Here is a 25,474-nt window from a genome sequence, read left to right as displayed (position 1 = left end):
GAACATACAGTGTCGATCTTGAAGTCGGGTAGCCGCTTTGAGAGGAAAAGATGCGACAAGCCGGGCGTTATCGTTCTGTGATGTTTAGGGCGTTGTGGCGCAGGAGTCAGGGGAAGTCGGGCTTGAGGGCGTTTGCCCTGATCAACATGAACGAGGGGCGGGCGGCGGTTGCGGGGTCGCCGCTCGGCCTTGATCGGGTCCGCGAGAGCAGTGTGACGCAGATCACATCGGCCTGATGGCACCGTTTCGGCGCCGCATGCGTCCAAACGCCTTCACTTTCCGGCCCGGAAAGGCCGAAGGGCCCGGCGGATGCCGAGCCCTTCGGTTGCTGACGGTTCGTACGGGCGGTCAGGACCGCCCGTCGGAAGCCGTCAATCAGACGATCTTGCCGGACCAAACGTTGGCAGCGGCCTTGTAGACGACGTTCGTCTCACCGTCGAAGTACGGCGAGGAGATGTAGTCCACGCGGTTGTTGCCGTCCTGGTCGTTGAAGGTGCTGGTGACACCGTTCACGTAACCGAGGCGCTTGGAGTTGCTGTAGTTGAGGAGCCAAGGACCACCGTCGGCGCCCTCGGTCATGGCGCACTTGAGCGCCACGTGCTCCTCGATCTTCTTGGCGGCCGAACCGACCAGCTTCTTGGTGGTCTTGCCGTAGCACCACTTCGGCGTGATGCCGGTGTAGTTCTTGTGGCCGTCGGGGTGCGGCGCGGCCGGGTAGCCGAACACGCGGACGTACTTGCCCGTGGGCTGGTTCCAGGCGAAGCCCTGGCCGCCGACGTTGTCGCCGAGGCGACCGGCGTCCTTGGCCGCGACGTCTCCACCGGTGTAGATGAAGAACGAGTCGTGGTAGTACCGGGTCGTCTTGGTGACCTTGTACCACTGGACGACGTAGTACTGGGTCAGCCAGTAGTCGCCCTGGGCGTCCTTGTAGACCTTGCCGAGAACCTTGCCCGCAGCCTTCTCGTCAAGCTTCTGCTTGTACTGAGCCTCGGTGAGCGGGGTGTTCTTGATGGCACCCTTGTCGCCGTTCTTCCACAGGCGGGGGTTCTCGTTGGCGGCGGGGGCGGCGTTGTACTGGCCCTCGGTCACCTCGACCTTGTCGACCGTGGGGATCGCGTCGGTGAAGTTACCGCCGGAGGCCTCCTCGGTCGTGGTGGTCTCGGCGCGGAAGCCACCGTTGGGGCCGTACTTGTCCAGGCCCTCCTTGTACTGCTGCTCGGCGGTCTTGCCGCCGGGGATGTCCTTGAGCTCGGTGGACTTGACGTCCTTCTTGCCCTCGAACTTGTCGAACTCCGACTTGAGGACCTGCTTCTCCTGGACCGCGCTGGTCGAGAGGGAGACGCCGTTGTACACGGTCACGAACGCGTAGTCGCGGTCGTAGTCCTCGTACACGTCGAAGTCGTAGTGGGTGAAGGCCTGCTTGCCCACGTAGATGCCCCACGGAGCCTTGCCCTGGTAGTAACCGGGGACGAAGACCCACTTGGACATGACGTCGGCGTTGGCGCCGGTGTCGTAGACGCAGTGACCGGCCGTGGCGACCAGGTTGCGGTACTTCGACTGGAGCGAGGTGGCGGAGCACCACTTCTTCTCGCCCTTGCCGTTGACGAAGAACACCTTGCCGATGGTCTTCGGCATGTTGACGTTCTGCGTCTTGGCGGTGGTCTTCTTCTCCTCACCAATCGGGGCAGTGGTGCCCGGCTTGGTGTCGGCGCTGTAGCCGCCCTTGCTCTGCAGCTTGGCGACGTCCGCCTTGTCCCAGACGTTGGACTCGGTGGCGGCCCGGAGGGCGGCACCGTTGTTCTCGGCCCAGAAACCGGCGATCGCCTTCGCGTTGGCCGCGCTCGCCGCCATCGCGTCGGTGGAGATGTCGCTGTCGGCCGAGGCCGTACCGGCGAGGCCGGCGGCCAGGAGGCCGGTAGCCAGGATGGCGCCACCGGCGGGGATGAGGATGCGCTTCAAGGGAACTGCTCCTTGGTCTGTCGTGGGTCGCAACATGCGTCCCATGCGTCAGTAAAGGGATAGCAAGGAACATAGCCAGTGATCTCCGCAGGTGAAAGCCGTTCTGGAGGGATCGGTAAGGGGCGTTTCCGCCGTTATCGTGCTGTTATCTGTCAGAGGCTTTGGCGTGACGTTACCGGAAGGTGATGTTTTCGCTGGACCTGTAGGGGATTTGACGGTCGGGACGAAAGTTCCGTTAGCCGGTCGTTGCGCTGTGTAATCGCATGAATGTGATCCAGATCACAGGAACCAGATTGGGGCCCCATTCGTCTAAATCGGCCTGTCACTCACAGGTGATCTTCAGGTTCGGCTCAGGATCCCTCAGGTTTCGACAATCTGTCCGATTTCGTAGGGGGCTCGGGTCCAACACGCCCTGCGTGCTATGCGACTGTTTGGGGTGTTTGTCGTTTTCGGGCACGGCGAAGCGAGGGGCGGCGGCAGCCGCGACCCCCAGGTGTCAGGGGAGAAGGATGGTGCGGACCGTTCGCCAGGAGGCTGCGTCGGCTGCGTTGAGCAGGCCCGGTCTGGGGACGGACGGGCTGTACGGGGTGGCGTCGAGGTGGCGGGCGGCGCCGCCGGCCTCCGTCAGCAGCAGGACGCCCGGCGCGTGGTCCCAGGGGAGCGTCCGGTGGAACAGCAGGAAGTCCTGGTCGCCGTTCAGGAGGCGGGGGTAGTCCACGCCGGCGCACTTCGTCCCCGGGGTGAGGGCGGCGAAGCGGGGTTCGGCCGCCGCCACGTGGGCCTTGGCGTCGTCGTCCAGGAAGCGGGTGAGGACGGCGCCGCGCAGCCGGGCGGGGTCGGCGGGAGGCGCGGCGCGGTGGACGGGGATGCCGTTCCGCCAGGCTCCGGAGCCGAGCTCGGCGACGTAGACGTCGTCCTCGGCCGGCCGCACGATCCAGGACGCGACCGTCTGGCCCGACCGGACCAGGGCTGCCATCACCGCGTACTCGGGGCGGCCCGCGACGAAGTTGGCCGTGCCGTCCAGGGGGTCGACCAGCCAGGCGGTGGGGGCGTCGTGCAGGGCGGACAGGAGCGCGGGGTCGGCCGAGGCCGCCTCCTCGCCGACCACGGGGGCGTCCAGGAGGTCGCGGAGGCGGCGGCTGATCAGCTCCTCGGCCTCGCGGTCGGCCACGGTGACCACTTCGCCCGGTGTCTTCTCCGAGACGTCACCGGCGGCGAGGGAGCGGAACCGGGGGAGGATCGCGATCTCGGCGGTCTCGCGAAGGATCTCGGTCACCGCGTCGATCAGCATGGGGCCCATGCTAGACATCGGGTGCTATGGGGCTGAAGGGGGCCTTCGTCCGTGGGGGCGGTTGATCGGGCATGAATGGGAGACGTGCCGGTTCGGGCAGCAGATCACGCCGATCGTGAGGAACCGGGCGCTCTTGCGCCATTCCCCCCACTGCACGTCGACGCCTCGGGGGAGCAGGTCGAGGGCCGTCGCCAGCCGTTCCCGGAGGGGATCCCCTCAGGCGGTTGGAGCTGGTCGCGCGTCTTCCCGTACTCGGCCGCCAGCCACCTGGTCGCCGGTTCGGGGACCTCGAACGTGGCCGTTGCCGGTCTACAGGAGGCGTGCCAGTGCATGGTGCTCCCCTGTGGTCGGCGGGGCCGCCCCTGCTCGTTTCGGTCCTTGGGCCTTGATTTCGGGCAGGGGCGGCTGTCTCGGTCTCTGCTAGATGGTGGCGATTCCCGCGGCGCGCAGCTCGGTGCCGGTGAAGCGGAGCGTTCCGGCGTCGGGGTTCTTGGAGTCGCGGAGTGCGTAGGCGTCGTCGATGCCGGGGATCTGCGCGATCAGGACGCAGGTCTCCACGTGGTCGCCCGGTGGGCCGCCGCCGCGAAGTTGGGTGAAGGGCACGTCATCGAGGTTGCCGCGGTACAGGTCTGTCATGAGTGCTTCCTTTCGTCTCGTCAGCGGCCCGCGGGGGGATCGGCTGGAAGATACAAGCACTAGACATGATAGGACCTCTCCATACCTTGGATGAGGTAGTCATTTGTCCTCGTAGGTTCTGCGTCCCTTAGCGTTTTTCTATGGCCTTGGTGGACAAAAGCGACCGCATCGACCATGTCGGGCCGAACCTGGTGTGGCGGCAACTGGCCGAGGACGTCCAGGCCGACATCGCCTCCGGCCTGCTGGCCCCCGGCGCCAAGCTGCCCGCCGAGCTGGAGCTGGCGAGCCAGTACGGCGTCTCCCGGGTGACGGTCCGGCGCGCGGTCAAGGATCTGGCGGAGCGTGGCCTGCTGGTCGTCGTCCATGGGCGGGGGACGTTCGTGTCGCGCGGTTCCGCGTGAGTGGGCGTGGCACTGGATGCTCGCTCTGGGGCGCGGGCAGCCGCCTCGTCGGTGCCGGGAGGTCGTGCCCGTCAAGCGTCTGATCGTCCACCGGGCGTTGCCGCGGGCGACGCCCAGCTGGAGTCGATACGGGTGCGCAGGTCGCGCTCGTCAACCGGTACGACGTCAAGGCGGAGGGGGCGCCCACGTACACCAGCGGGCCGGACGACACCGGGGCGCTGGCGGGTATCTGGCCGCTCATTCGCCGGTGACGGCGCCGGCGGGCGATCGCGTCGCCGTTCGGTAGTCAGCGGGCCGATCGTGCGTCCCGCCCGCTTGTTCTGCCTTTCGCGGTCACCAGCTGCGGACGCGGGGGCGGCGGCGCATGCGTTCCAGCATCGCCTCGTTGAAGGCCGCGGACACGGATGCGAACTCACCGTCCTCGATCGCTCGGTCGACGTACGCCTTGACGTGGGGGTCGAGGGTGATCGTGACCTCCGGTGCCGTCGTGGCGGGAGCGGTCGCGGGCTCGTCCTGATCCTCGGTCATACCGACATCTTGCGCCACAAGGGCTGGCGAATCACGCCCCGAAACGCTGCGGATTCGACAGGCAGCACAAGAACGGTTGTGGCCGGGGCGGGTTCATCGGACATGGGCTCCCAAGAAGCCCTGCCGGCGACGGATGCCCAGCGAGCTTCCAGCGGGAGTGTCAGGAACGCGGGTGGGGCATTCCGTCCGCGGTGGGGTGGGCGGTGACGGCGGGAGTTCCATGGCGCCGAAGGCGCGTGGGGTGCGCCGGTAGGCGCCTGATCGGGAAGGGACTGAGCCCTTGTGGGCGCGGAGCGCCTTCCCTGGGGGAGTCGATTCGGAGGGGGGACAGGTGAGGGCCCCGGCGGCAAGGAGCAACGCCGGGGCCCTCTCTCCCCTGGTGAGGGCTTACTTGTAGAGCTCTCCGTTAGGCCCCACGATCTTCCCCGACGGGAAGTTGGTGGCCGCCTTGTACACGGCCGCCGTCTCGCCGTCGAAGTAGGGCGAGGTGATGTAGTCGATGCGGTCGTTGCCGTCCTGGTCGGCGAAGGTGCTGGTGACACCGTTCACGTAGCCGAGGCGCTTGGCGTTGCTGTAGTTCAGCAGCCACGGCCCGCCGTCGTAGCCGGGGGTGACGGCGCACTTCAGGCCGACGTGCTCCTCGATCTTGAGCCAGGACGCGCCCACGGTCTTGGCCGTCGTCTTGCCGTAGCAGTGCTTCGGCGTGACACCGCTGTACGGCTTGTTGCCGTCGGGGTGCGGGGCCGCCGGGTAACCGAAGGTGCGGACGAACTTGCCCGTCGGCTGGTTCCAGGCGAAGCCCTGGCCGCCCACGGCGTCGCCGAGCCGGCCGGCGTCCTTGGACAGCAGGATGTAGTAGTGGCCGCCCCAGGCGCGCTTCGGGCCGCTGAAGCGCTCGAAGTCCTTGCGGTCCACCTGCTTCACGCCGTCGAACTGGATGCCGTTGTAGACGGTGACGAACGCGTAGTCGCGGTCGTAGTCCTCGTAGTTGTCGAAGTCGTAGTGGGTGAAGGCCTGCTTGCCCACGTAGATGCCCCAGGGGGCCTTGCCCTGGTAGTAGCCCGGGACGAAGACCCAGTTGGACAGCGTGTCGCTGTTGCTGTCCGTGTCGTACACGCAGTGGCCGGCGGTGGCGACCAGGTTGCGGTTGCCCGACTGGATGGAGGTGGCCGAGCACCAGCGGAACTTGCCGGAGCCGTCGACGAAGAAGACCTTGCCGATGCTCTTGGGCAGGTTCACGTTCTGGGACGCGCCGCCCTTCTGAGCGCCGGTCGGCGCGGTCATGCCGGGACGGCCGTCGGGGTCGTAGCCGCCCTTGGAGACGACCTTCCGCACTTCCTTGGAGTCCCAGGTGTACTGCGTGGCCTGGCGGAGGGCGGCGCCGTTGGAGGCGATCCAGAAGGAGGCGATCGAGGCGGCCTGGGAGTTGCTGCCGGCCATCGGGTCGTTGGAGACGCCGCCGTCGGCCTGGGCGGTGGCGGAGAGCCCGGCGGCCAGAAGGCCGGTCGCCACGACCGCGCCGCCGACGGGGAGGAGGATTCGCTTCAAGGTAACTCCAGGTTGCGCTGACAGGAGGCGCCTCTTGCACCCCGAAATTCAGCAAACGGACGACCCGGAACCTATAACGCTGACAGGGCGAATGGAAATTTTCGGTAGATCAAGTCAGCGCTCCCACCCAGTGCCGTTACCGTACCGAGATCAATGGATCGGCTGATCACGTCTTGTGATCACCTGGTTGCATGTGACTTACGTCACATTTCCCGGCGTGGTGAGTGCGGCGGCGCGTCGGTAGACCTCCGCGGTGGTCGTGTCGAAGTACGGCGACGACACCGCGTCGTAGGCGCCCTTGGCGTCCCTGTTCCAGGTCAGGCTGTTGACGCCGTTCAGGTTGCCGAGTCCGCGGGCCGCGTCGTACTCGACCAGCCAGGGACCGCCGCTGGCGCCGGGGCTGAAGGCGCACGGCTGGAGCCGGACGCCCTTCTGCAGGTCGAGCGCGGGAGCCACGGTCCAGTACGTGACGCTGCCCTGGCACGTCCGCAGCGTCTTGCCGTCGAACGGACGGCTGCCGTCGGGCTGGACGCCGGCCGGGAAGCCGAACGCCGTCATGGTGGCGGCCGCCGGCTTCCGGTTGATCTCCAGCCCCTGGCCGCCCACGTTGTCCTGGAGCCGGCCGACGTCCTTCATCGTGTACGTGCCGTCCTTGGCCTGCTCCCAGACGAACCCGCGGTGCACGGTCACGAACGCGTAGTCGAAGTCGTAGTCGCCCTTGCCGGACCAGTCCTCGTGCATGCTGAGCGCGGCGCCCACGTAGATCCCGTCGGGCGTCTCGCCGTTGGGCCCGGGGTTGGGGACGAAGATCCAGTATTCGGCGGCCTTGGCCTGGCGGGAGTCGTACGCGCAGTGGCCGGCCGTGGCCACGACGCTGCGGTTGCGGGCGGCGACCGCGCTGGCCGAGCACCAGTACTGCTTGGCGCCGAACTTGAAGAAGACTTTGCCCATGGTCTTGCCGGCGCCCCCCTGCTTGGGCGGCACGGGCGCGATGCCCTGCGTCGCGGACGTCCGGCGCACCGCCGTCACGGGCGAGGCGGGCCCGGAGGCGGCGCCGGCCGAGGACGTCGGGGCGGCCTGCGCGCCCGGCGTGGCGGGGCTGTAGCTGTCGGCCTGCTTGAGCTGGTCGGGACGCCAGTAGTCGGCGACCTTCTTCATGTCGGCGGCGGTCTTGGCCAGCGTGACGCCGAAGACCCGGCTCGCCGGCGCGGCGTTCGCGATCCCCGTGAAGGCAGGCAGCAACAGCAGCGCGCCGCCCAGGGCGGCCGCCGCCAGTTGCCTGGCCCGGGAGATCATGAAATGCCTTTCTTAGGGTCGTAAGGGTGGATTTTTCCAGATCAACTGCCTGTATTGCAGCCCGGATAGAGATTCGTTACCTGATCAAGAGTGCACCGTGTGCGATAAGGACACCATCAGCCGATCCCTCCCGATACGCGTAAATGATCACGCGTGTCGGTCGTTGCCCCAGGTCAGAGGGCTGATAGAGGCTGCGCCTATGCACCGAATTCTCTGCATCATCGCGCTTTCCTGCGCCGCATTCGCCGCCGCTCCAGTGGCGAACGCCACGACCGGGCCGCCCGATGTCCGGACGTCGCACAAGGACCAAAGGCTTTTCCGGATCAGCGTCGGAGATCGGCAGGGCGTGCTGGAGTGCACCCCTGGCCGGGTCGCGCCGGGGCAGGTCGCGGCCTGTTCCGCTCTCGAACAGGTGGGCGGGAACCCGGCCCGTCTGAGCGGTCGCACGGGGGTCTCCTGCACCGCCGACTACGAGCCGGTGGACGTACGGGCGGAGGGCGTCTGGGACGGCGACCGCTACCGCTACTCGCAGATCTTCCCCAACGCCTGCGCCCTCGCCGTCGCCACGGGCCCGGTCTTCCGCGTCTGAGGCGCGGTTCTGAGGCGTACGCCCGGGAGAGCGACGACCGGGGAAGGCCCCGGATCCCGCCGAGGAGGATCCGGGGCCTCGACTGCCGGGCCGGATCACGGCATGTCGCCGATCCAGCGGTTGGCGGCGGCCTTGTAGACGTCGTAGGTGTCGGTGTTGAAGTACGGCGACGAGATGTGGTCGTAGCGGTTGTTGCCGTCGGTGTCCCACGCGACGCTGTTCACGCCCACCAGGTAGCCGGTGCGTGTGGAGTTCCGGTAGTCGTAGATGAACGGGCCGCCGCCGGCGCCGGCGGTGAAGGAGCACCTGAAGCCGATCTGCTCCTGCAGGTCGTACTTCTTGGCCTCGGGCATCGGAGCCGTCCTGCCGTAGCACCACTTCATGGTGCGGCCGGTGTACGGCTTGTCGCCGTCGGGGTGCCCGCCGGCCGGGTAGCCGAAGGAGAACACGTTCAGCTTCGTGCTGCGGTTCCAGGTGAAGCCCTGGCCGCCGACGTTGTCACCGAGGCGGCCGGCGTTCTTGACGGTCCAGTGCCACCGGTTGCCGGTCTTCTCCCAGCTCACCTTGATGCCGTTGTAGACGTTGACGAACGCGTAGTCGAAGTCGTAGTCCTCCTTCACCACGAAGTCGTCGTGCGCGTTGAACGTCTTGGCGGCGTAGATGCCGTACGGCGCCTTGCCCTCCCACACGTTGTCGCCGTCCCAGTACGACGGGATGAAGATCCAGTTGTCGTAGAAGGTGTTCTTCTGGGGGTCGTAGACGCAGTGGGCGGAGGTCGCCACCAGATTGCGGTACTTGCCCTGTACGGAGCTGGCCGAGCAGTACCGCCAGTTCTTCGGGTTGCGCGGGTCGGTCCGGGGCAGCGTGAAGAACACGCGGCCGACCGTGTTGGGCAGGTTGACCTGCCGGCTCTTGCCCGCCTTCACCTTCTCCCCGCCGATCGGCGGGACCGATCCGGGCGGCCCGTCGGGGGTCTGGTCGCCGCCCCTGACGCCCCTGACACCTCTGGACGACACGTCGAGCGCGCCGTCGTGGTCGGTGGCGAGCTTGATGCGGTCCGGCGTCCAGAACTGCACGGCCTGCTCGGCGGGGGTCGCCGCGTTCCTGGACACGACGTCGGGGGCCGAGGTCGCCTCCGCCGTGGCGCCGGTGGTCGTGCCGGCGGCCAGGGCGGCGGCCACCAGCGCGGCGAGGGGGATCGCGATGCGCCTTGCTCGGGAATACATGGAACTCCTCTCGGTTCTCGGCGGCCCAGAGCGGGGTGCTGCGCCCCGGTGGGCCAGGAAAACGTTGAGCACGCTAATGAATGACGCAACCCGTCAGCCAGAAAGCGACCCGAAAAGGTCGGCTCCGCCTCCGTTCTGTTATGGAAATAGCGAAATCACATGTATTCAGAAAAAGCATCTCCGCAGTTCAGAGGCGTAGCAAAGAGTCTGAGACACCAGCGGTAACGCTGATTATCAAACGCCACTGCTTATCAACCGAATGTTGTTCTGGTTAGATGTCGGTATGGATCCACGCACCCCCTGTCTCATCGGCATCGCACAACGCACCGCGCGCGAACAGCCCGGCCCGGAACCGCTCGATCTGTGGGAATCGGTCGCCCGCGAGGCGGCCGAAGACGCCCGGCTGCCCGCCGGGCGGCTCGACTCGATCCAGATCGTCCACACCGACTCCTGGCAGTACGACTCGCCCACCGGGCGGCTGGCCGAGCGTCTGGGCGCCACGCCGCGCCACACCGCCTACTCCAAGGTCAGCGGCACGGCTCCGCAGCTCCTCATCGGCGCTGCCGCGGCCCGGATCGCGGCGGGCGACCTGGACTGCGCGCTGATCACCGGGGCCGAGGCGCTGGCCACCCGGCGGGCCTACCGGCGGGCGGGCGAGCACGTGCCGTGGAGCCACGCCGCCGATCCCAAGCCGCCCTACGGCTGGGAACGCCCCCCGCACCCCGCCGAGCTGGCGCACGACCTGTTCCTGCCCGTGCACACGTACGCGATCATGGAGACCGCGCGGCGGGCGGCGGCCGGGATGACGGTCGAGGAGGAGATGCTCGACCGGGGCCGGATGATGGCGCCGATGACGGAGGTGGCCGCGGCCAACCCGTACGCGTGGCGGCGGGCCGTGCGCACGCCCGAGGAGCTGGTGAAGGGCAACCGGTTCGTCGGCTGGCCGTACACCAGGAACACCGTGGCGGTCATGGAGGTCGACCAGGCGGCGGCCGTCGTCCTGGCCTGCGCGGAGCTGGCCGACCGGCTGGGGGTGCCGGACGAGCGGCGGGTCTACCTGCGCGGCTGGGCGTACGCCGAGGACACCTGGGAGGTGGCGGCGCGGCCGGCGCTCGGCTCCTCGCAGGCGATCGGGGCCGCCGCCGAGGCCGCCTTCCGGCGCGCAGGGCTCGGCCTCGCCGACATGGACGCCCTCGACCTGTACAGCTGCTTCGCCGTCGCCTTGCGGCAGGCGTGCGACGCGATCGGGCTCGACCCGTACGACCGGCGCGGCCTGACGGTCACCGGCGGCCTGCCGTACGCCGGCGGCCCGGCCAGCGACTACGTGCTGCACTCGACGGCCACGATGGCCGGGCTGCTGCGCGCGCAGCCGGGCCACGGGCTGGTGACCGGCGTGGGGATGCACCTGACGAAGCACACGTACGCGGTGTGGTCCAGCGAGCCCGGCGGGCCGCCCGGGGACGCCGTCCCGGTGTTCACGGCGGCCGGGGTGCCCGTCGTGGGCTCGTACGCCGGGCCCGCCACCGTGGCCGGCTACACGGTCGCGCACGGCCCGGACGGCGAGCCGGACAAGGGCATCCTCGTCGTCGACCTGCCGGCCGGCGGGCGGGCGCACGCGCACGTGCTGGAGCCGGAGCTGCTGGCCGACGCCATGTCCCGGGAGCTCGTGGGGCAGCGGGTCGACCTGGTCGCGGGCGACGGACCCAACGTGGCCACCTGGTGATCCCGCCGAGGTTGTGAAGTTGTGACCTCGTACGGCGACTTCGCCGGGTTCGAGGGCTTGCGCGGGCGGATGTCGCTCAACTGAACTGGGGGTGAAGGGCGCAACCCGCACTAACCCGGCGAGGCACGTCGTGTCCGACCAGTTCGACGTCATCGAGGCAGGGGGGCGCGGCCGCCGCCGGTGGATCGGGCTCGCGGTGGTGCTGGCTCTGCTGGTGATCCCGGCCGTCAGCCTGCTGCTCAGCCGCGACCCGCGGCAGGAGCCGCCCTCGCCGTCCGCCACCACGCCCATCCGCTCGCTCACCACGATCGAGAACGGCCCCAACGCGCTGCGGATCCCGGCCAGGACCAAGGGCCACGACGAGATCATCGACGTCGTCTTCCCCGACGGGCTGAAGGCCGAGGTGCGCTACCCGGCCGACCTCGACCTCAACGAGCTGGGGGTGCGGCCGTTCCAGGGCGCGTGGATCGACGGGCGGTTCCGGCAGTTCAGCGTGCCGTACAACGGGGTCGCCGAGGTGACCGGCGGCGGCCGGCCGATCAGGAGCTACGGCCCCGGCGTCACCTTGTGGCCGCGCCAGCCGGGCGGGGGCAGCGGGCAGGTGCTGCTCTTCGCGTTCGGACGCTGGCGGCTGGCGATGCAGGACAGGGGTGAAGGGCTGACCTTCGAACAGCGCGCGGCCCTGGCGCGGGATCTGCACGGCAAGGTGACCAGGGACGGCTACCTGGTGCTGTCGGGCGAGGGATCGGTGCGGCTGGCCCGTCCGGGGGCCGTGACCCAGGAGGGGCCGGCCGGGCCGCAGCTCTGGTTCGGCGGGGGAGTGCGGGAGATGGTCGTGCTGGCGCCCACGCCCGACTGCGTCAGGAGGGCCCGGCTGCCGAAGGTGATCGAGGGACGCGGGCGTCCGGGGGAGTGGACGTGCCGGGGGGACGTGGAGGTCGCCGTCGCCGGCCCAGAGGAGTTCCGGCGCCGCGCCCTGGCGGGGATCCGGGTGACGGTCCGGCGGTGAGCGGCGGGGCGGTGTCGTGGGTGGCGGCGGGCCGGTTAGTAGGGTGCGGCCATGTTCGCCGTAACCGCCACACAGACCGATCCCGACAATCCGCTCGCCGGGCTGACGCTCGGTGAGCACCCCGACCCGAAGGCGCCCGACGGCTGGACGACCGTCTCGGTACGCGCCGCCGCCCTCAACCACCACGACCTGTGGACGCTCAAGGGCGTGGGCATCAGGCAGGACCGCCTGCCGATCGTGCTCGGCTGCGACGCCTCCGGCGTGGACGAGGACGGCAACGACGTCATCGTGCACGCCGTCATCGGCACGGGCGCGGACGAGACGCTCGACCCCAGGCGCTCCCTGCTGTCGGAGGTGCACGACGGGACGTTCGCCGAGCGGGTGGCCGTGCCGCGGCGCAACCTCGTGCCCAAGCCGGCCGCGCTCAGCTTCGAGGAGGCCGCCTGCCTGCCCACGGCGTGGCTGACCGCGTACCGCATGCTGTTCGACAAGGCCGGGCTCGAACCGGGCTCGACCGTGCTGGTGCAGGGCGCCGGCGGCGGCGTCGCGACCGCGCTGATCGCGCTCGGCCGCGCGGGCGGCTTCCGGGTCTGGGCGACCAGCCGGTCGGAGGACAAGCGCGAGCGGGCCCGCGAGCTGGGCGCCGACCAGGTCTTCGAGACGGGCGCGCGGCTGCCCGAGCGGGTGGACGCGGTCATGGAGACGGTCGGCCAGGCCACCTGGGACCATTCGCTCAAGTCGCTCAGACCGGGCGGCCGCATCGTGGTCTCCGGGGCCACCAGCGGCGCGGTCCCGTCCGCCGACCTCAACCGCGTCTTCTTCCTGCAGCTCTCCGTGGTCGGCACCACCATGGGCACCCGCGACCAGCTCCAGCGGCTGGCGGTGTTCCTGGAGCAGACGGGCGTGCGGCCGGTGATCGACCGGACGCTGCCGATGACCGAGGCCCGGGACGGCTTCGCGGCCATGGCCGAGGGGGAGATCTTCGGAAAAATCGTCTTTACCAGCTGAATAAGTGAAGGGTTACTTGTCCGCCTTCTGGGTGATACAGGAAGAATGACGTCGTATCACCCTGGAGGCGTTCACCATGAACGTTGAGCCGTTCGGCCCGGGTTCGATGCACTGGGACACCGCGGGCGAATACCGCAACCTGCTCGTGGCCGGCAGCGCGCTGGTCCTCCAGACCATGCATCCGGCGGTCGGCGTGGCCGTGGCGGAGCACTCGACGTACAAGGACGACCCGTGGGGGCGGCTCAACCGCACGCTCGCCTCCGTCCAGAAGTGCGTCTACGGCGGTGAGGGCGGTCTGGCCGAGGGGCGGCGGCTGCGCGAGCTGCACCGCTCCATCAGCGGCGTGGACGAGCACGGCCGCGCCTACCACGCCCTGAACGGCGAGGCGTGGGCCTGGGTGCACCTGTCACTGTTCGAGCGGTTCATCACGCTCAACCGCTACTTCGGCACGCCCTACACCGAGGAGCAGCAGCGCCGCATGTACGCCGAGTCGCGGCAGCTCGGCGCGATCCTGCAGGTGCCGGAGCGGGAGATGCCGGCGGACCTGGAGGCGTTCTGGCGCTACTTCGACACGATGATCGCCGAACGGCTGGAGCCGCACCCGACGGCGCTGGAGGTGCTCGCCGTCATGCGCGGCACGCCCGCCCCGCCCGGCCTGCCGAGGCCGCTGCGCCGGCTGTGGACGCCGGTGGGGCTGGGGTCGGGGGAGTTCAACCACTTCGTCACCGTCGGGACCCTGCCGCCGGCCGCGCGCAGGAAGCTCGGCCTGCGCTGGACGGCCCGGGACGAGCGGCGGCTGCGGCACCTCGGGCACGCCGTGGCGATGCTGACCGCGCGCCTGCCCGAGCGCCTGCGCTACATGCCGGTCGCCTACCACGCCCGCAGAGCGGCCCGCGGCCACGGACGCCCGCAACGCTCCTTGCGCTCGGCCTGACGACGGCCCAGCGACGCCCCAGCGACGGCTCAGCGGCGGCCCAGCGCTGGCTCGGCGGCGGCTCAGCGGCGGAGGATGTCGCGGATGCGGGCGGACGCCTCGTCGAGCACGGTGTGCAGCTCGTGCAGCTTCTGCGTGGTCAGGGCGGCGTCGGCGGCCTCCGTGCGGGCCTGGGCCACGAAGTCGGCCAGCAGTTCGCCCAGCTCGCTGTCGAGCTCGGTCCGGCGCACGGTGTCGCCGCCGAGCGTGGTCCAGATGTCCGACCAGATCCGGCGCCACTCGCCGGCCAGCCGGTCGCTCTCCACCTGCCACTGGTTGGCGTGCGCCATCCACTGCCGCTTCTGCTGCTCCTTGAGCCGTTTGAGCTCCTCGGCCCGCGCCTTGGCGTCGTCGCGGGCGCCGGTGCGCACGTCCTTGGCCATCCGGGTCAGCTCGTCGCGCAGCGACTTCACCGTGTCGCGGACGTCCTCCTTGACCTCGCGGGCGATGTCCCGCACCGAGGCGGAGATCTCCTGCTCCAGGTCGTCGAGCTCGTCGAGCCGGGCGTTGAGCTCCTCGCGGCCCTTGTCGGTGATGGAGAACACCTTCTTGCCCTCGATCACCTCGTGCGTGACCAGGCCCTCCTCCTCCAGGCGGGCCAGTCGCGGGTAGATCGTGCCGGGCGAGGGCGAGTAGACGCCGAGGAAGCGGTCCTGGAGCAGCCGGATGACCTCGTATCCGTGCCGCGGGCTCTCCTCCAGCAGCTTGAGCAGGTACAGCCGGAGCCGGCCGTGACCGAAGACAGGGCTCATTCCTTCTCTCCCTTGAGCAGCGCGACCTCGCCCGAGACGGTGTACGCCGACAGTGACGCCATGCCGCCCCCCAGCCGTCCGGACAGCGCCTTGGAGCCGGGGCTGTTGTTCGCCGACAGTCCGTCGAACGTGGAGCTCAGCCTGCCGGAGGTGGACCTCATGCTGACGTCGGACTCGACGTTCTCCGGCACCCGCACCAGGATGGCACCCGAGACGCTGTTGAGCGTCACATGACTCGTGGGCCGCAGCGTCAGGTCGGCGGTGATGCGGCCGGACACCGTGCTGGCCTTGAGCCGGCGCGGGCTGCCGTCGGCGAGGGTCAGCTCGCCCGAGACGGTCTTCAGCGCCAGGTCGCCCTCCATGGCCCGGCTCTCGATCGAGCCGGAGACCGTGGTGGCGCTCACCTCGCCGCTCACGCCGTCGAGGACGACCTCGGAGGACACGCTCTTGACCCGGGTGGACCGCTCGAACCCGGCCAGCACCGTGGACGCCGAGACCACCTCCGTGTTCACCCGGCAGCCCTTGGGCACGGTGAGCGTGAGGTTGGTCCTGCGCTTGTCGCGCCGCAGCCAGCCGAGCAGCCCGTCCAGGGTCAGGCCCTCGTAGGTGACGACCAGCTCCTTGGTCAGCGGGTCGTAGCTGACCAGCAGCGGCGCGGCCGACTCGATCTCCGTCAGCTCCAGCGTGGGCGGCCCCTCGCTGGCCAGGACGGCCAGCCTGCCGGCGACGATCCGCACGTCAAGTGACTCAACCGGCCCGAACGTGAGCTGTTCGGGAGCGTCCAGCGTCCACTTCTCCATGAACGTATGCCTCCTTGACGAGTACATCTCCTACGAGAACACGATATGTCGCGTTACTCGAAAACTCAAGATGTATCGCGTCTCGGCGGCGGAATCCCGTCAGTCGTCGTCCTCGTCGTCGAGGCGGGCCAGCCAGGTGGCCAGCCGCTCGATCGGGGTCTCGAACTCGGGGTTGAGATCGACGAACTCGCGCAGCCGCTCGCCCAGCCAGAGCACGCTGACCTCTTCCTCGCCCCGCCGATCGACCAGCTCCTCGATCCCTCGATCGGTGAAGTACATGGGTTCTCTCCTTCGTGCAGGCAGGGGCCTCACCCTGCCGGTCAACGCAGAAGCCCCCGGCCGGACGGCCGGGGGCTCACTGGCGGCCTGCTCAGCCGAAGAGCTGGTGGAGGATCTCCTCCAGCTCGGTGTCGTGCGAGTTGTGCGAACCCGTCGCGGGCGAGCTGTTCGGGGTCCGCGAGACGCGGCGCAGCGACCGGCCGCCGAGCGTCTGCGGGTCTTCGGCCAGCTTCAGCGTCAGGTAGGGCCACGGGCCCATGTTCACCGGCTCGTCCTGGGCCCACACCAGCTCGGCCTGCTGCCCGTAGCGGGCCAGCTCGGCGGTGAGCTCCTCGGTGGGGAACGGGTAGAGCCGCTCAAGACGGACGATCGCGACGTCGTCGCGGCCCGTCTTGTCGCGCTGCGCGGCCAGGTCGTAGTAGAGCTTGCCCGAGACCAGGACGATCCGGGTGACCTTGGCCGGGTCGACCGTGGTGTCGCCGATGACCGGCTGGAAGGTGCCGGTGGTGAAGTCGGACGCCTTCGACGTGGCCGCCTTGTGCCGCAGCAGCGACTTGGGCGTGAAGACCACCATCGGCTTGCGCCGGTTGGACTCCACCTGCCAGCGCAGCAGGTGGAAGTAGTTGGCCGGCGTGGACGGCTGCGCGACCGTCATGTTGTCGAGCGCGCAGACCTGCAGGAACCGTTCGATCCTGGCCGAGGAGTGGTCGGGGCCCTGGCCCTCGTAGCCGTGCGGCAGCAGCAGCACGACGGAGGAGCGCTGGCCCCACTTCTGCTCACCGGACGAGATGAACTCGTCGATGATCGTCTGGGCGCCGTTGACGAAGTCGCCGAACTGCGCCTCCCAGGCCACCAGGGCATCGGGACGCACGACGCTGTAGCCGTACTCGAAGCCGAGCGCCGCGAACTCGCTGAGCAGCGAGTCGTAGACGTAGAACTTCGTGGTGCCCTCGTTGAACTGCTTCAGCGGCGTGTGGTCGGCGCCGGTCATCCGGTCGACCAGCACCGCGTGCCGCTGGGTGAACGTGCCGCGCCGGGAGTCCTGGCCGACCAGGCGCACCGGGTGGCCGTCGATCAGCAGCGAGCCGAATGCCAGCGTCTCGCCCATCGCCCAGTCGATCGAGTCGGTCTCGACCATCTGGCCGCGGCGCTGCAGCACCGGCGCCAGGCGCGGGTGCGGCGTGAAGCCCTCGGGCAGGTTGAGCTGGGTGTCGACGATGCGCTTGAGCGTCTCGTCGCTGATCGCCGTCGGCGTGTCGGCGTGGGACCACTTGACGACCTCGGCCGGGGGCACCCGCATGGCGGCCGCCTCCTTGGGCTTCTTGGCCGCCTCGCGCGTCTCGGTGAACGCCTGCTCCAGCTTGGCCTGGTAGTCGCGCAGCGCCGACTCGGCCTCCTCGACCGTGATGTCGCCCCGGCCGATCAGCGCCTCGGTGTAGAGCTTGCGGGTGGAGCGCTTGGCGTCGATCAGGTCGTACATCAGCGGCTGGGTGAAGGCGGGGTTGTCGCCCTCGTTGTGGCCGCGGCGGCGGTAGCAGATGAGGTCGATGACGACGTCCTTGCGGAACGCCTGGCGGTATTCGTAGGCCAGCTGGCCCACGCGCACCACGGCCTCGGGGTCGTCGCCGTTGACGTGGAAGATCGGCGCCTGGATCATCCGCGCGACGTCGGTCGCGTAGACCGACGAGCGGGACGAGGCCGGCGAGGTGGTGAAGCCCACCTGGTTGTTGACCACCACGTGCACGGTGCCGCCGGTGCGGTAGCCGCGCAGCTGCGACAGGTTGAGCGTCTCGGCCACCACGCCCTGGCCGGCGAAGGCCGCGTCGCCGTGGACGAGGACGGGAAGGACGGTGAAGCCCTCCTCGCCGCGCTCCAGGAGGTCCTGCTTGGCGCGGACGACGCCCTCCAGCACCGGGTCGACCGCCTCCAGGTGGGAGGGGTTGGCCACCACGGACGCCGTGATCGTCTTGCCGCTCGGGGCGGTGAACTCGCCGCTCGCGCCCAGGTGGTACTTGACGTCGCCGGAGCCGTGGGCGGTGCGCGGGTCGATGTTGCCCTCGAACTCGCCGAAGATCTGCGCGTAGGACTTGCCCACGATGTTGGCCAGCACGTTGAGCCGGCCGCGGTGGGCCATGCCGATGACGACCTCGTCGAGGCCCTCGTCGGCGGCGTCGCTGATCACCGAGTCGAGCAGCGGGATCAGGGACTCGCCGCCCTCCAGCGAGAAGCGCTTCTGGCCGACGAACTTCGTCTGCAGGAACGTCTCGAACGCCTCGGCGGTGTTGAGCCGGGACAGGATGTTGAGCTGCTCGTCGCGCTCGGGCGAGGCGTGCGGCTTCTCCACCCGCGCCTGGATCCAGGCCCGCTCCTCGGGGTTCTGGATGTGCATGTACTCGATGCCGACCGTGCGGCAGTAGGAGTCGCGCAGCACGCCCAGGATCTCGCGGAGCTTCATCAGCGGACGGCCGCCGAAACCGCCCGTGGCGAACTCGCGCTCGAGGTCCCACAGGGTCAGCCCGTGGGACTGGATGTCGAGGTCGGGGTGCTTGCGCTGCTTGTACTCCAGGGGGTCGGTCTCGGCCATCAGGTGGCCGCGCACGCGGTAGGCGTGGATCAGCTCGATGACCCGGGCCGACTTGGCCACGTCGTCGTCGTGCGAGGCCGAGATGTCCTGGACCCAGCGCACCGGCTCGTACGGGATGCGCAGCGCCTCGAAGATCTCGTCGTAGAAGCCGTCCTCGCCGAGCAGCAGCCGGTGGATCTGGCGCAGGAAGTCGCCCGACTGGGCGCCCTGGATGATCCGGTGGTCGTAGGTGCTGGTCAGCGTCATGACCTTGGAGACGGCCAGGCGCGACAGCGTGTCGGGCGAGGCGCCCTGGTACTCGGCCGGGTATTCCATCGCGCCGACGCCGATGATCGTGCCCTGGCCGGGCATCAGGCGCGGAACGGAGTGGACGGTGCCGATCGTGCCGGGGTTGGTCAGCGAGATCGTGGTGCTGGAGAAGTCGTCGACGCCCAGCTTGCCCGCGCGGGCCTTGCGGACGACCTCTTCGTAGGCCACCCAGAACTGGCGGAAGTCCATCTCCTCGGCGCCCTTGATCGAGGGCACGAGGAGCTGGCGCTCACCGTTGCTCTTCTGGACGTCGATCGCCAGGCCGAACCCGACGTGCTCGGGCTTGACCAGCGTGGGCTTGCCGTCGACCTCCGTGTAGGAGTAGTTCATCTCCGGCATCGCCTTCAGCGCCTTGACGATCGCGAAGCCGATCAGGTGGGTGAAGGAGATCTTGCCGCCACGCCCCCGCTTGAGGTGATTGTTGATCACGATGCGGTTGTCGATGAGCAGCTTGGCCGGGATGGCCCGGACGCTGGTCGCCGTCGGGACCGTCAGGGACAGGTCCATGTTGGCGGCCGTGCGTGCGGCGGCGCCGCGCAGCTTCACCTCCTCGGCGCCCTTGGGCACCGGGGTGGCCGGCTGCTTCGGCTTCTCGGCTGCCGGAGGCGCCTTCGGGGGCGCCTTGGGAGGTGCGGGCGCGGTCGCAGTGCCGTTCGCCGCCTCCCTGACCGGGGTCCGGCCCGGTCCGTAATCAGGGTTGTAGTCAGCGAAGAAGTTCCACCAGGCCTTGTCGACAGACTCTGGATCTTGAAGGTACTTCTGGTACAGCTCGTCGACAAGCCACTCGTTCTGACCAAAGCTTGCCAGCGGGTTTGTCCGCGACGACTCAGACGACACGGCGGAAATCGCCCTCTTCCGCAGATCGGCGTTGATGTTAGAGAACCTGTCCAAGGCTACTCGCCCGGACCGGCAGCGCGCGCCGAAGAGCACGCGCCGCCTCGAACGATCCTCTCAGGACACGCCGAAGAGGTCACGCCCGCCTAGTCAATCCAGGGAGAGCCGCCATTGTTACTGTTTGGTATCAACGTATGGCCGGCAGGTTTATTTCCCTCCGGGCACGATTCTGCTGGTGATCCGCACCCCGGGTGACAGCTCCTCCAGCAGCTCCGCCAGCTCCTTGCCGGCCTGCTGGAGCTCCTCCATCGACATGGGCTCCAGCCGTTCGAGGAGGAAGATCGCGTTGGTCGTGTCCTCGGTGAGCCGGGTGCGCGCCACCTGACGCCAGTTCCACCGGCGGCAGGTCACGCCGGCGTCGTCGCGCCAGATCACCTCGCCGGGCTCGGGCTGCCCGAGCGCCTCCTCGGAGTGCTCGTCGCCGGTCGCCCGCACCAGCCGGGCCGGGCCCTGGTAGCGGTCGAGGTCCTCGCCGCCGATGGGCAGCGCGTGCTTGACGCTGATCGTGTTGTACGCGTCGACCACCCGGTTGATCTCCGGCAGCGGCATGCGCCGGGTCAGGGCGTCGACCGAGGGCCGGGTGCGCTGCGGCTTGGCGCCGAAGGCGCGGTAGGCGTCCTTCCAGGCGTCGATCTTGTCGGCCTGGACCTCGCACGCCGACGCCTCGGCCAGCCAGGCGCGGGTGCGGTCGTCGGTGGGGCCGTTCCGCAGGCCGTGGGCCAGCATCACCAGCACGGCGAAGTCGGGGCGCAGGGCGAGGACGGCGTCGTCCACGCGGATGTCGTCGAGCATCCGCCCAGTTTAGAAGGTCGGGGAATTCGCAAAAATCACTTTGCAAAAAAGCCTTTGCGGTCTAGGGTCGTGCTCATGGAGGAGCAGTACAGGATCAGTGACCCGCAGGTGCTCAAAGTGGTCGCCCACCCCTTGCGGGTGCGGCTGCTCGGGCTGCTGCGCAGCGACGGCCCGGCCACCGCCAGCGAGCTGGGCCGCAAGGTCGGCGAGAGCTCCGGCTCGACCAGCTACCACCTGCGCGAGCTGTTCAAGTACGGCTTCATCGAGGAGGACCCCGACCGGCGCGACGGCCGCGAGCGCCGCTGGCGGGCCCGCCACCGCTACACCTCCTGGGACGGCGGCGAGCTGTCCGGCACCGAGGAGGGCCGCGAGGCGGTCCGGATCATGCGGATGCGCCAGGTCGAGGTCCTCGGCCGGGTCGCGCAGGAGCACGAGGAGCACGACTGGTCCCCCGAGTGGGCCCGCGCGGCCGGGCTGAGCGACCACATCGTGGAGCTGCCCCCGGCCGGGCTGAGGGAGTTCAACGACCGGGCCATGGAGCTGCTGCGCGACCTCGCCGCCCGCTACTCGGGCGACCCCGACGCCCGCCAGGTCAACATCTGGATGGGCGGTTTCCCCCGCGACGGTTTTCCCACCGACGGTTCTCCCAGCGACAAGGAGCAGGACCGATGACCGCTCGTTCCGCGTTACGGCGTTACATGCTCGTCAGCTTCCTGACCTGGCTGCCGCTGGGCCTGATGGCCGCCGTCATGGTGCTGCTGATGACCGACAGGGGGCTCAGCCTGACCCAGATCGGCCTGGCGGTGACCGTGTTCTCGGTCGTCACCGTCAGCCTGGAGCTGCCCACGGGCGGCCTGGCCGACGTCATCGGACGGCGGATGGTGCTGGCCGCCTCAGCGGTGTTCACCGCGGCGGCGCTCGCGCTGATGAGCGTCTCGACGACGTTCGGGATGTTCCTCGTCACCTGCGTGATCAAGGGCGTGGCCAGGGCGCTGTCCAGCGGCCCGGCCACCTCCTGGTACGTCGACACCCTGCACGAGCTCGAAGGCGAGGACGCCGACCTCAAGCCGGGCCTGGCGCGCGGCGGCGCGCTGGAGTCGGTGGCCATGTGCGCCGGGGTGCTGGTCGGCGGCGCCGTGCCGCTGCTGGTGCCGCCCGGGACGATCACGCCGCTGGCCGTGCCGCCGCTGCTGGGGGCCGTCGCGGCCGTCGTCCTGCTGGTCGTGGTGGTGTTCGCGCTGCCCGAGCCGGCCCACGCGCGGCGGTCGCTGGGAAGCGTGCTGCGCGAGGTGCCCTCGACGGTGGTCGGCGGGATCCGGCTGGCCGCCGGGGGAGCGGTGCTGCGCCGCCTGATGCTCGCCGCCGCCGCGTCCGGCGTGCTGCTGATGACGATCGAGCTGCTGACCCCCGGCCGCCTGGCCGAGCTGGCCGGCACGTCCGAGCGCGGCAGCCTGGCCTACGCCGTCGTGGCGGCCCTGGGATACGCCGCCAGCGCCACGGGCAGCGCGATCGCGCCCCGCGTGGCGCGCCTGGCGGGCGGCTCGGCCCGCGGCGCGGCCATGGGCGCGGTGCTCTGCGCGCTGTCGGTCGGCTCGCTGGCCGCCACCGCCGGGCTGGACGGCGTGCCCGGCCTGGTGACGGCCGGGCTGGCCTACCTCGTCATGTTCGCCGGGCTGTCGGTGACCGGGCTGCTCTGCCTGGAGATGCAGCACAACGCGGTCTCCGCCGCCGAGCGCACCACGGTCACCTCGACGTCCTCGCTCTCGCTCCAGGCGGGCGGGGTGCTGGCCAACTCCACGCTCGGCGTCCTGGCCGGGCAGGCGGGCGCGTCGGCCGCCTGGTGGGTGGCCTCGGGGGTGGTGCTGGCCTCGGCGCTGCTGTTCGTCGCGATGCCGAGACCGGGGGTCACAGGCTCCAGTCGAGTTCCGGTCCTACCGGAACGATCCTGCTCGGGTTGATGTTCGTCTGGGTCATGTAGTAGTGGCGTCTGATGTGGTCGAAGTCCGTGGTGTCGCGGAATGCGGGGATCGCGTAGAGCCTGCGGGTGTACGCCCACAACGCCGGATAGTCGGTCAGCCGCCTGATCGAGCACTTGAAGTGGCCGTGGTAGACCGTGTCGAACCTGACCAGCGTGGTGAACAGCCGCACGTCGCTGTCGGTGAGCGTGCCGAAGAGGAACTCCGACTCGGCCAGGCGCACCTCCAGCAGGTCGAGCGTGGTGAACACGCGGGCGACCGCCTCCTCGTACGCCTGCTGCCCGCGGGCGAAGCCGGCCTCGTAGACCGCGTTGTTGAGGCCGTGGTAGAGGCGGTCGTTCATGATGTCGATGTCCGGGCGCAGGCGTTCGGGGTACAGGTCGGGCGCGCTGCCCCACGACGTCTCCAGGTCGAGGGTGATCTGCGGGAAGTCGTTGGTGACCAGGCGTTCTTCCCGGATGTCCCAGATGCACGGCACGGTGTAGCGGCCCGTGTAGCCCGGTTCGGTCGCGTGGTAGAGCTCCGACAGGTACGGCGGGTCGCCGTCGGGGATCCGCCAGCCCTTCTCGTCGCGGATGGGGTCGACGATCGTGACGTCCAGCAGGTCCTCCAGGCGGAGCAGGGCGCGGACGATCAGCACGCGCTGTGCCCACGGGCAGGCGTAGGAGGCGTAGAGCCGGTAGCGGCCGGGCTCGGGCGGCCCGAGCCGTTCGGTGAAGCGGTTCGGCTGCCGGACGAAGCGGCCATCGTCTGAGATCTCGCGGCTCAGCTTCATGACCCCTAGTAGAACATGATTCGGGACCAGAACTATATTCGGGGACATGGCTAAGTTCGTGGTGACTCCTTCCAGCGTGGCCCAGCGTGAGGCGTGGATGAGCGGGGCGGTTCCCGAGGTCGAGCGGGTCCGGCCGGGGCTGTGGTCGATCCCGGTGCCCATCCCGGTCAACCCGCTGCGGTACGTGCTGGTCTACGCCCTCGAACTGCCCGACGGCGTGGCCATCGTGGACGCCGGATGGAACACCGACGAGGCCTACGACGCCCTGGCCGCCGGGCTGGCCGTGGCCGGCTACGGGATCGCCGACGTCAGGGCCGTCCTGGTCACCCACCTGCACCCCGACCACTACGGCCTGGCCGGACGCGTCCGCGAGGCGTCGGGCGCCTGGATCGGGCTGCACCCGGCCGACGCGAACCTCGTGCGCGAGCGGTACGACGACGACGCCATCGACTCGCTCGTCCAGCGCGAGCGGGCCCTGCTCCGGCGCTCCGGCGTGCCCGACCTGAGCCTGGACGAGCTGGCCGGGGCCTCCATGATGATCAGGCACATGGTCACGATGGCCCGTCCCGACCGGCTGATCGAGGACGGCGAGAAGCTCGACCTGCCCGGCTGGGACCTGCGGGCCGTCTGGACCCCCGGCCACACGCCCGGCCACCTGTGCTTCGTCTCGCCGGAGCGCAGGCTGCTGCTCTCCGGCGACCACGTGCTGGCGAAGATCACCCCGATCGTGGCCGTGCACCCCCAGTCGGGCCCCGACCCGCTGGCCGACTACCTCGGCTCGCTGGCCGCCGTCCGCGAGCTGGAGGTGGACGAGGTGCTGCCCGGCCACGAGTACCGCTTCCTGGAGCTGGCCGGACGCGTCGACCACGTGCTGGCGCACCACGACGAGCGGCTGGCCGAGATCGAACGGGTCGTCGGCGAGGACGACGGCGTGACCTGCTGGGACGTCGCCACCCGGCTGAGCTGGTCGCGCCCCTGGGAGACGATCCCGCCGTTCATGCGCCGGGCGGCCAACAACGAGACGCTGGCCCACCTGGTATGGCTGGCCGGACGGGGCAGGGTACGCCGGGAGGAGGGCGAGCCCGAGCTCTGGAGACGCGCCTGAGCCGGTCGGTTATCGTACTCCTACCAGAATGTTGTTCTCTTGCTCTGGAGGTTCGATGCTTCGGTTCGATGACAGGGTCGCGATCATCACGGGCGCCGGGCACGGCCTCGGCAGGGCGCACGCGCTCCTGCTCGCCGAGCGGGGCGCCAAGGTCGTGGTCAACGACCTCGGCGGCGCGCTCGACGGCACCGGCGCCTCCACCGGCCCCGCTGCCGAGGTGGTCGAGCTCATCACCAAGAACGGCGGCCAGGCCGTCGCCAACGCCGACAACGTCGCCACCCCCGAGGGCGCCAGGGCGCTCGTGCAGACGGCCGTCGACGCGTTCGGCCGGGTCGACATCGTCGTCAACAACGCGGGCATCCTGCGGGACAAGTCGTTCGGGAAGATGACCGTCGAGGACTTCGACGGCGTGCTGGCCGTGCACGTGCGCGGGTCGTACCTGGTCAGCCAGGCCGCCTACCCGCTGATGAAGGAGGCCGGGTACGGCCGCATCGTCAACACCTCCAGCCCGGCCGGCCTGTTCGGCAACTTCGGCCAGGCCAACTACTCCACCGCCAAGATGGGCCTGGTCGGGCTGACCAAGACGCTGGCCATCGAGGGCGCGCGCAACGGCATCAAGGCCAACGCCATCGCCCCCATCGCCTGGACCAGGATGACCGAGGCGCTGCTGCCGGCCGAGTTCGAGGCCAAGTTCACGCCCGAGCGGGTGAGCGCGCTGGTCGCCTACCTCGTGCACGACTCGTGCGAGTCGAGCGGGGAGGTGTTCACCGTCGGCGGCGGGCGGGTGGCCCGCGTGTTCGTGGCCGAGGGGCCCGGCTGGAAGGCCGACGACCTCACCCCCGAGGCGATCGCCGACAACTGGGGCTCGGTGATGGCCGAGCAGCCGTACGTGCTGACGGCCGGCGACTCGATGAAGGCCATGCTCTAGCGCCGGAGCCTGCCGGAAGCCGGTCATCGCCCGCCGGGGCGGTGGCCGGCTTCCGCGCGTTCGGGAAGGTTCCGGCGAACGTCTCATGCCAGG

Annotated in this window: 23 protein-coding genes; 10 read left to right on the top strand and 13 right to left on the bottom strand. The window is 69.6% G+C overall.

Going from position 1 to position 25,474, the window contains the following annotated elements; translation table 11 throughout:
* Positions 1–375 precede the first annotated feature (375 nt).
* From ACFYUV_RS23365 to ACFYUV_RS23355, 3 genes are all read right to left on the bottom strand, one after another.
* Positions 376–1,959: a trypsin-like serine peptidase gene (locus ACFYUV_RS23365; protein WP_387671245.1), complete on the bottom strand. Its 1,584-nt coding sequence runs from the start codon at positions 1,957–1,959 to the stop codon at positions 376–378.
* A 496-nt stretch (positions 1,960–2,455) separates the two neighbouring features.
* Positions 2,456–3,250: an inositol monophosphatase family protein gene (locus tag ACFYUV_RS23360; RefSeq protein WP_387671243.1), complete on the bottom strand. Its 795-nt coding sequence runs from the start codon at positions 3,248–3,250 to the stop codon at positions 2,456–2,458.
* 420 nt (positions 3,251–3,670) lie between these two features.
* Complete coding sequence (locus ACFYUV_RS23355; protein ID WP_358288950.1) at positions 3,671–3,886, bottom strand: DUF397 domain-containing protein; 216 nt, start codon at positions 3,884–3,886, stop codon at positions 3,671–3,673.
* A gap of 140 nt (positions 3,887–4,026) precedes the next feature.
* Here ACFYUV_RS23355 and ACFYUV_RS23350 point away from each other — a divergent pair, with 140 nt between their 5' ends.
* Complete coding sequence (locus ACFYUV_RS23350; RefSeq protein WP_387671242.1) at positions 4,027–4,287, top strand: GntR family transcriptional regulator; 261 nt, start codon at positions 4,027–4,029, stop codon at positions 4,285–4,287.
* Between the two features lie 333 nt (positions 4,288–4,620).
* Here ACFYUV_RS23350 and ACFYUV_RS23345 read toward each other — a convergent pair whose 3' ends face one another.
* From ACFYUV_RS23345 to ACFYUV_RS23335, 3 genes are all read right to left on the bottom strand, one after another.
* On the bottom strand, positions 4,621–4,815 hold the full coding sequence (locus ACFYUV_RS23345) for a hypothetical protein (protein WP_387671240.1): 195 nt from the start codon (positions 4,813–4,815) through the stop codon (positions 4,621–4,623).
* Between the two features lie 387 nt (positions 4,816–5,202).
* On the bottom strand, positions 5,203–6,363 hold the full coding sequence (locus ACFYUV_RS23340) for a hypothetical protein (RefSeq protein ID WP_358288941.1): 1,161 nt from the start codon (positions 6,361–6,363) through the stop codon (positions 5,203–5,205).
* A gap of 198 nt (positions 6,364–6,561) precedes the next feature.
* Entirely contained in the window at positions 6,562–7,659 is a 1,098-nt protein-coding gene (locus ACFYUV_RS23335; RefSeq protein WP_387671238.1) for a trypsin-like serine peptidase, read from the bottom strand.
* A 346-nt stretch (positions 7,660–8,005) separates the two neighbouring features.
* On the opposite strand from ACFYUV_RS23335, the gene ACFYUV_RS23330 reads away from it, so the two are divergent.
* Positions 8,006–8,248: an SSI family serine proteinase inhibitor gene (locus ACFYUV_RS23330; protein ID WP_387671236.1), complete on the top strand. Its 243-nt coding sequence runs from the start codon at positions 8,006–8,008 to the stop codon at positions 8,246–8,248.
* Positions 8,249–8,343: 95 nt separating this feature from the next.
* Here the strand turns inward: ACFYUV_RS23330 and ACFYUV_RS23325 are convergent, their stop codons facing one another.
* Positions 8,344–9,474 (bottom strand): trypsin-like serine peptidase, encoded by a 1,131-nt coding sequence (locus tag ACFYUV_RS23325; protein WP_387671234.1) that lies wholly within the window; start codon positions 9,472–9,474, stop codon positions 8,344–8,346.
* 283 nt (positions 9,475–9,757) lie between these two features.
* Here ACFYUV_RS23325 and ACFYUV_RS23320 point away from each other — a divergent pair, with 283 nt between their 5' ends.
* The 4 genes from ACFYUV_RS23320 to ACFYUV_RS23305 all read left to right on the top strand — a co-directional run bounded on the left by ACFYUV_RS23320 (position 9,758) and on the right by ACFYUV_RS23305 (position 14,148).
* Entirely contained in the window at positions 9,758–11,197 is a 1,440-nt protein-coding gene (locus tag ACFYUV_RS23320; protein WP_387671232.1) for an acetyl-CoA synthetase, read from the top strand.
* A gap of 130 nt (positions 11,198–11,327) precedes the next feature.
* Positions 11,328–12,206, top strand: a complete 879-nt coding sequence (locus ACFYUV_RS23315) for a hypothetical protein (RefSeq protein WP_387671230.1) — start codon at positions 11,328–11,330, stop codon at positions 12,204–12,206.
* Between the two features lie 51 nt (positions 12,207–12,257).
* Positions 12,258–13,214 (top strand): zinc-binding dehydrogenase, encoded by a 957-nt coding sequence (locus ACFYUV_RS23310; protein ID WP_387671228.1) that lies wholly within the window; start codon positions 12,258–12,260, stop codon positions 13,212–13,214.
* Positions 13,215–13,290: 76 nt separating this feature from the next.
* Positions 13,291–14,148 carry an oxygenase MpaB family protein gene (locus ACFYUV_RS23305; RefSeq protein ID WP_387671227.1) on the top strand — a complete coding sequence of 286 codons (858 nt, stop codon included), beginning with the start codon at positions 13,291–13,293 and terminating at the stop codon, positions 14,146–14,148.
* A gap of 62 nt (positions 14,149–14,210) precedes the next feature.
* Here the strand turns inward: ACFYUV_RS23305 and ACFYUV_RS23300 are convergent, their stop codons facing one another.
* The 5 genes from ACFYUV_RS23300 to ACFYUV_RS23280 all read right to left on the bottom strand — a co-directional run bounded on the left by ACFYUV_RS23300 (position 14,211) and on the right by ACFYUV_RS23280 (position 20,597).
* A complete protein-coding gene (locus ACFYUV_RS23300; protein ID WP_358288920.1) occupies positions 14,211–14,939 on the bottom strand; it encodes a helix-turn-helix transcriptional regulator in 729 nt (242 codons plus the stop codon).
* Entirely contained in the window at positions 14,936–15,739 is an 804-nt protein-coding gene (locus ACFYUV_RS23295; RefSeq protein WP_364330797.1) for a DUF4097 family beta strand repeat-containing protein, read from the bottom strand. Before ACFYUV_RS23295 ends, ACFYUV_RS23300 begins: the two co-directional genes overlap by 4 nt.
* 99 nt (positions 15,740–15,838) lie before the next feature.
* The gene (locus ACFYUV_RS23290; protein WP_352323532.1) at positions 15,839–16,018 is read right to left on the bottom strand and encodes a DUF6104 family protein; all 180 of its coding nucleotides are present in this window, start codon (positions 16,016–16,018) and stop codon (positions 15,839–15,841) included.
* Between the two features lie 91 nt (positions 16,019–16,109).
* Complete coding sequence (locus ACFYUV_RS23285; protein WP_387671225.1) at positions 16,110–19,748, bottom strand: multifunctional oxoglutarate decarboxylase/oxoglutarate dehydrogenase thiamine pyrophosphate-binding subunit/dihydrolipoyllysine-residue succinyltransferase subunit; 3,639 nt, start codon at positions 19,746–19,748, stop codon at positions 16,110–16,112.
* 204 nt (positions 19,749–19,952) lie between these two features.
* Positions 19,953–20,597, bottom strand: coding sequence for a B3/4 domain-containing protein (locus tag ACFYUV_RS23280; protein ID WP_387671223.1), 645 nt, complete (start codon positions 20,595–20,597; stop codon positions 19,953–19,955).
* A 75-nt stretch (positions 20,598–20,672) separates the two neighbouring features.
* Here ACFYUV_RS23280 and ACFYUV_RS23275 point away from each other — a divergent pair, with 75 nt between their 5' ends.
* Positions 20,673–21,269, top strand: coding sequence for a winged helix-turn-helix domain-containing protein (locus ACFYUV_RS23275; RefSeq protein WP_387671221.1), 597 nt, complete (start codon positions 20,673–20,675; stop codon positions 21,267–21,269).
* Positions 21,266–22,555 carry an MFS transporter gene (locus tag ACFYUV_RS23270; RefSeq protein ID WP_387671219.1) on the top strand — a complete coding sequence of 430 codons (1,290 nt, stop codon included), beginning with the start codon at positions 21,266–21,268 and terminating at the stop codon, positions 22,553–22,555. The genes ACFYUV_RS23275 and ACFYUV_RS23270 overlap by 4 nt, the downstream gene beginning before the upstream one ends.
* Here ACFYUV_RS23270 and ACFYUV_RS23265 read toward each other — a convergent pair.
* Positions 22,503–23,348, bottom strand: coding sequence for a glutathione S-transferase family protein (locus ACFYUV_RS23265; RefSeq protein WP_387671217.1), 846 nt, complete (start codon positions 23,346–23,348; stop codon positions 22,503–22,505). The two genes, ACFYUV_RS23270 and ACFYUV_RS23265, sit on opposite strands and share 53 nt — an antisense overlap.
* A 46-nt stretch (positions 23,349–23,394) precedes the next feature.
* Here ACFYUV_RS23265 and ACFYUV_RS23260 point away from each other — a divergent pair, with 46 nt between their 5' ends.
* A complete protein-coding gene (locus ACFYUV_RS23260; protein WP_387671215.1) occupies positions 23,395–24,453 on the top strand; it encodes an MBL fold metallo-hydrolase in 1,059 nt (352 codons plus the stop codon).
* Between the two features lie 55 nt (positions 24,454–24,508).
* Positions 24,509–25,381: an SDR family oxidoreductase gene (locus ACFYUV_RS23255; protein WP_352352311.1), complete on the top strand. Its 873-nt coding sequence runs from the start codon at positions 24,509–24,511 to the stop codon at positions 25,379–25,381.
* Positions 25,382–25,474: the final 93 nt, after the last annotated feature.

The sequence above is a fragment of the Nonomuraea sp. NPDC003560 genome, from assembly GCF_042878785.1.
GTDB lineage: Bacteria > Actinomycetota > Actinomycetes > Streptosporangiales > Streptosporangiaceae > Nonomuraea.
Note: the sequence above shows the minus strand (reverse complement) of the source record. Positions and strands in the feature narration are given on the sequence as shown.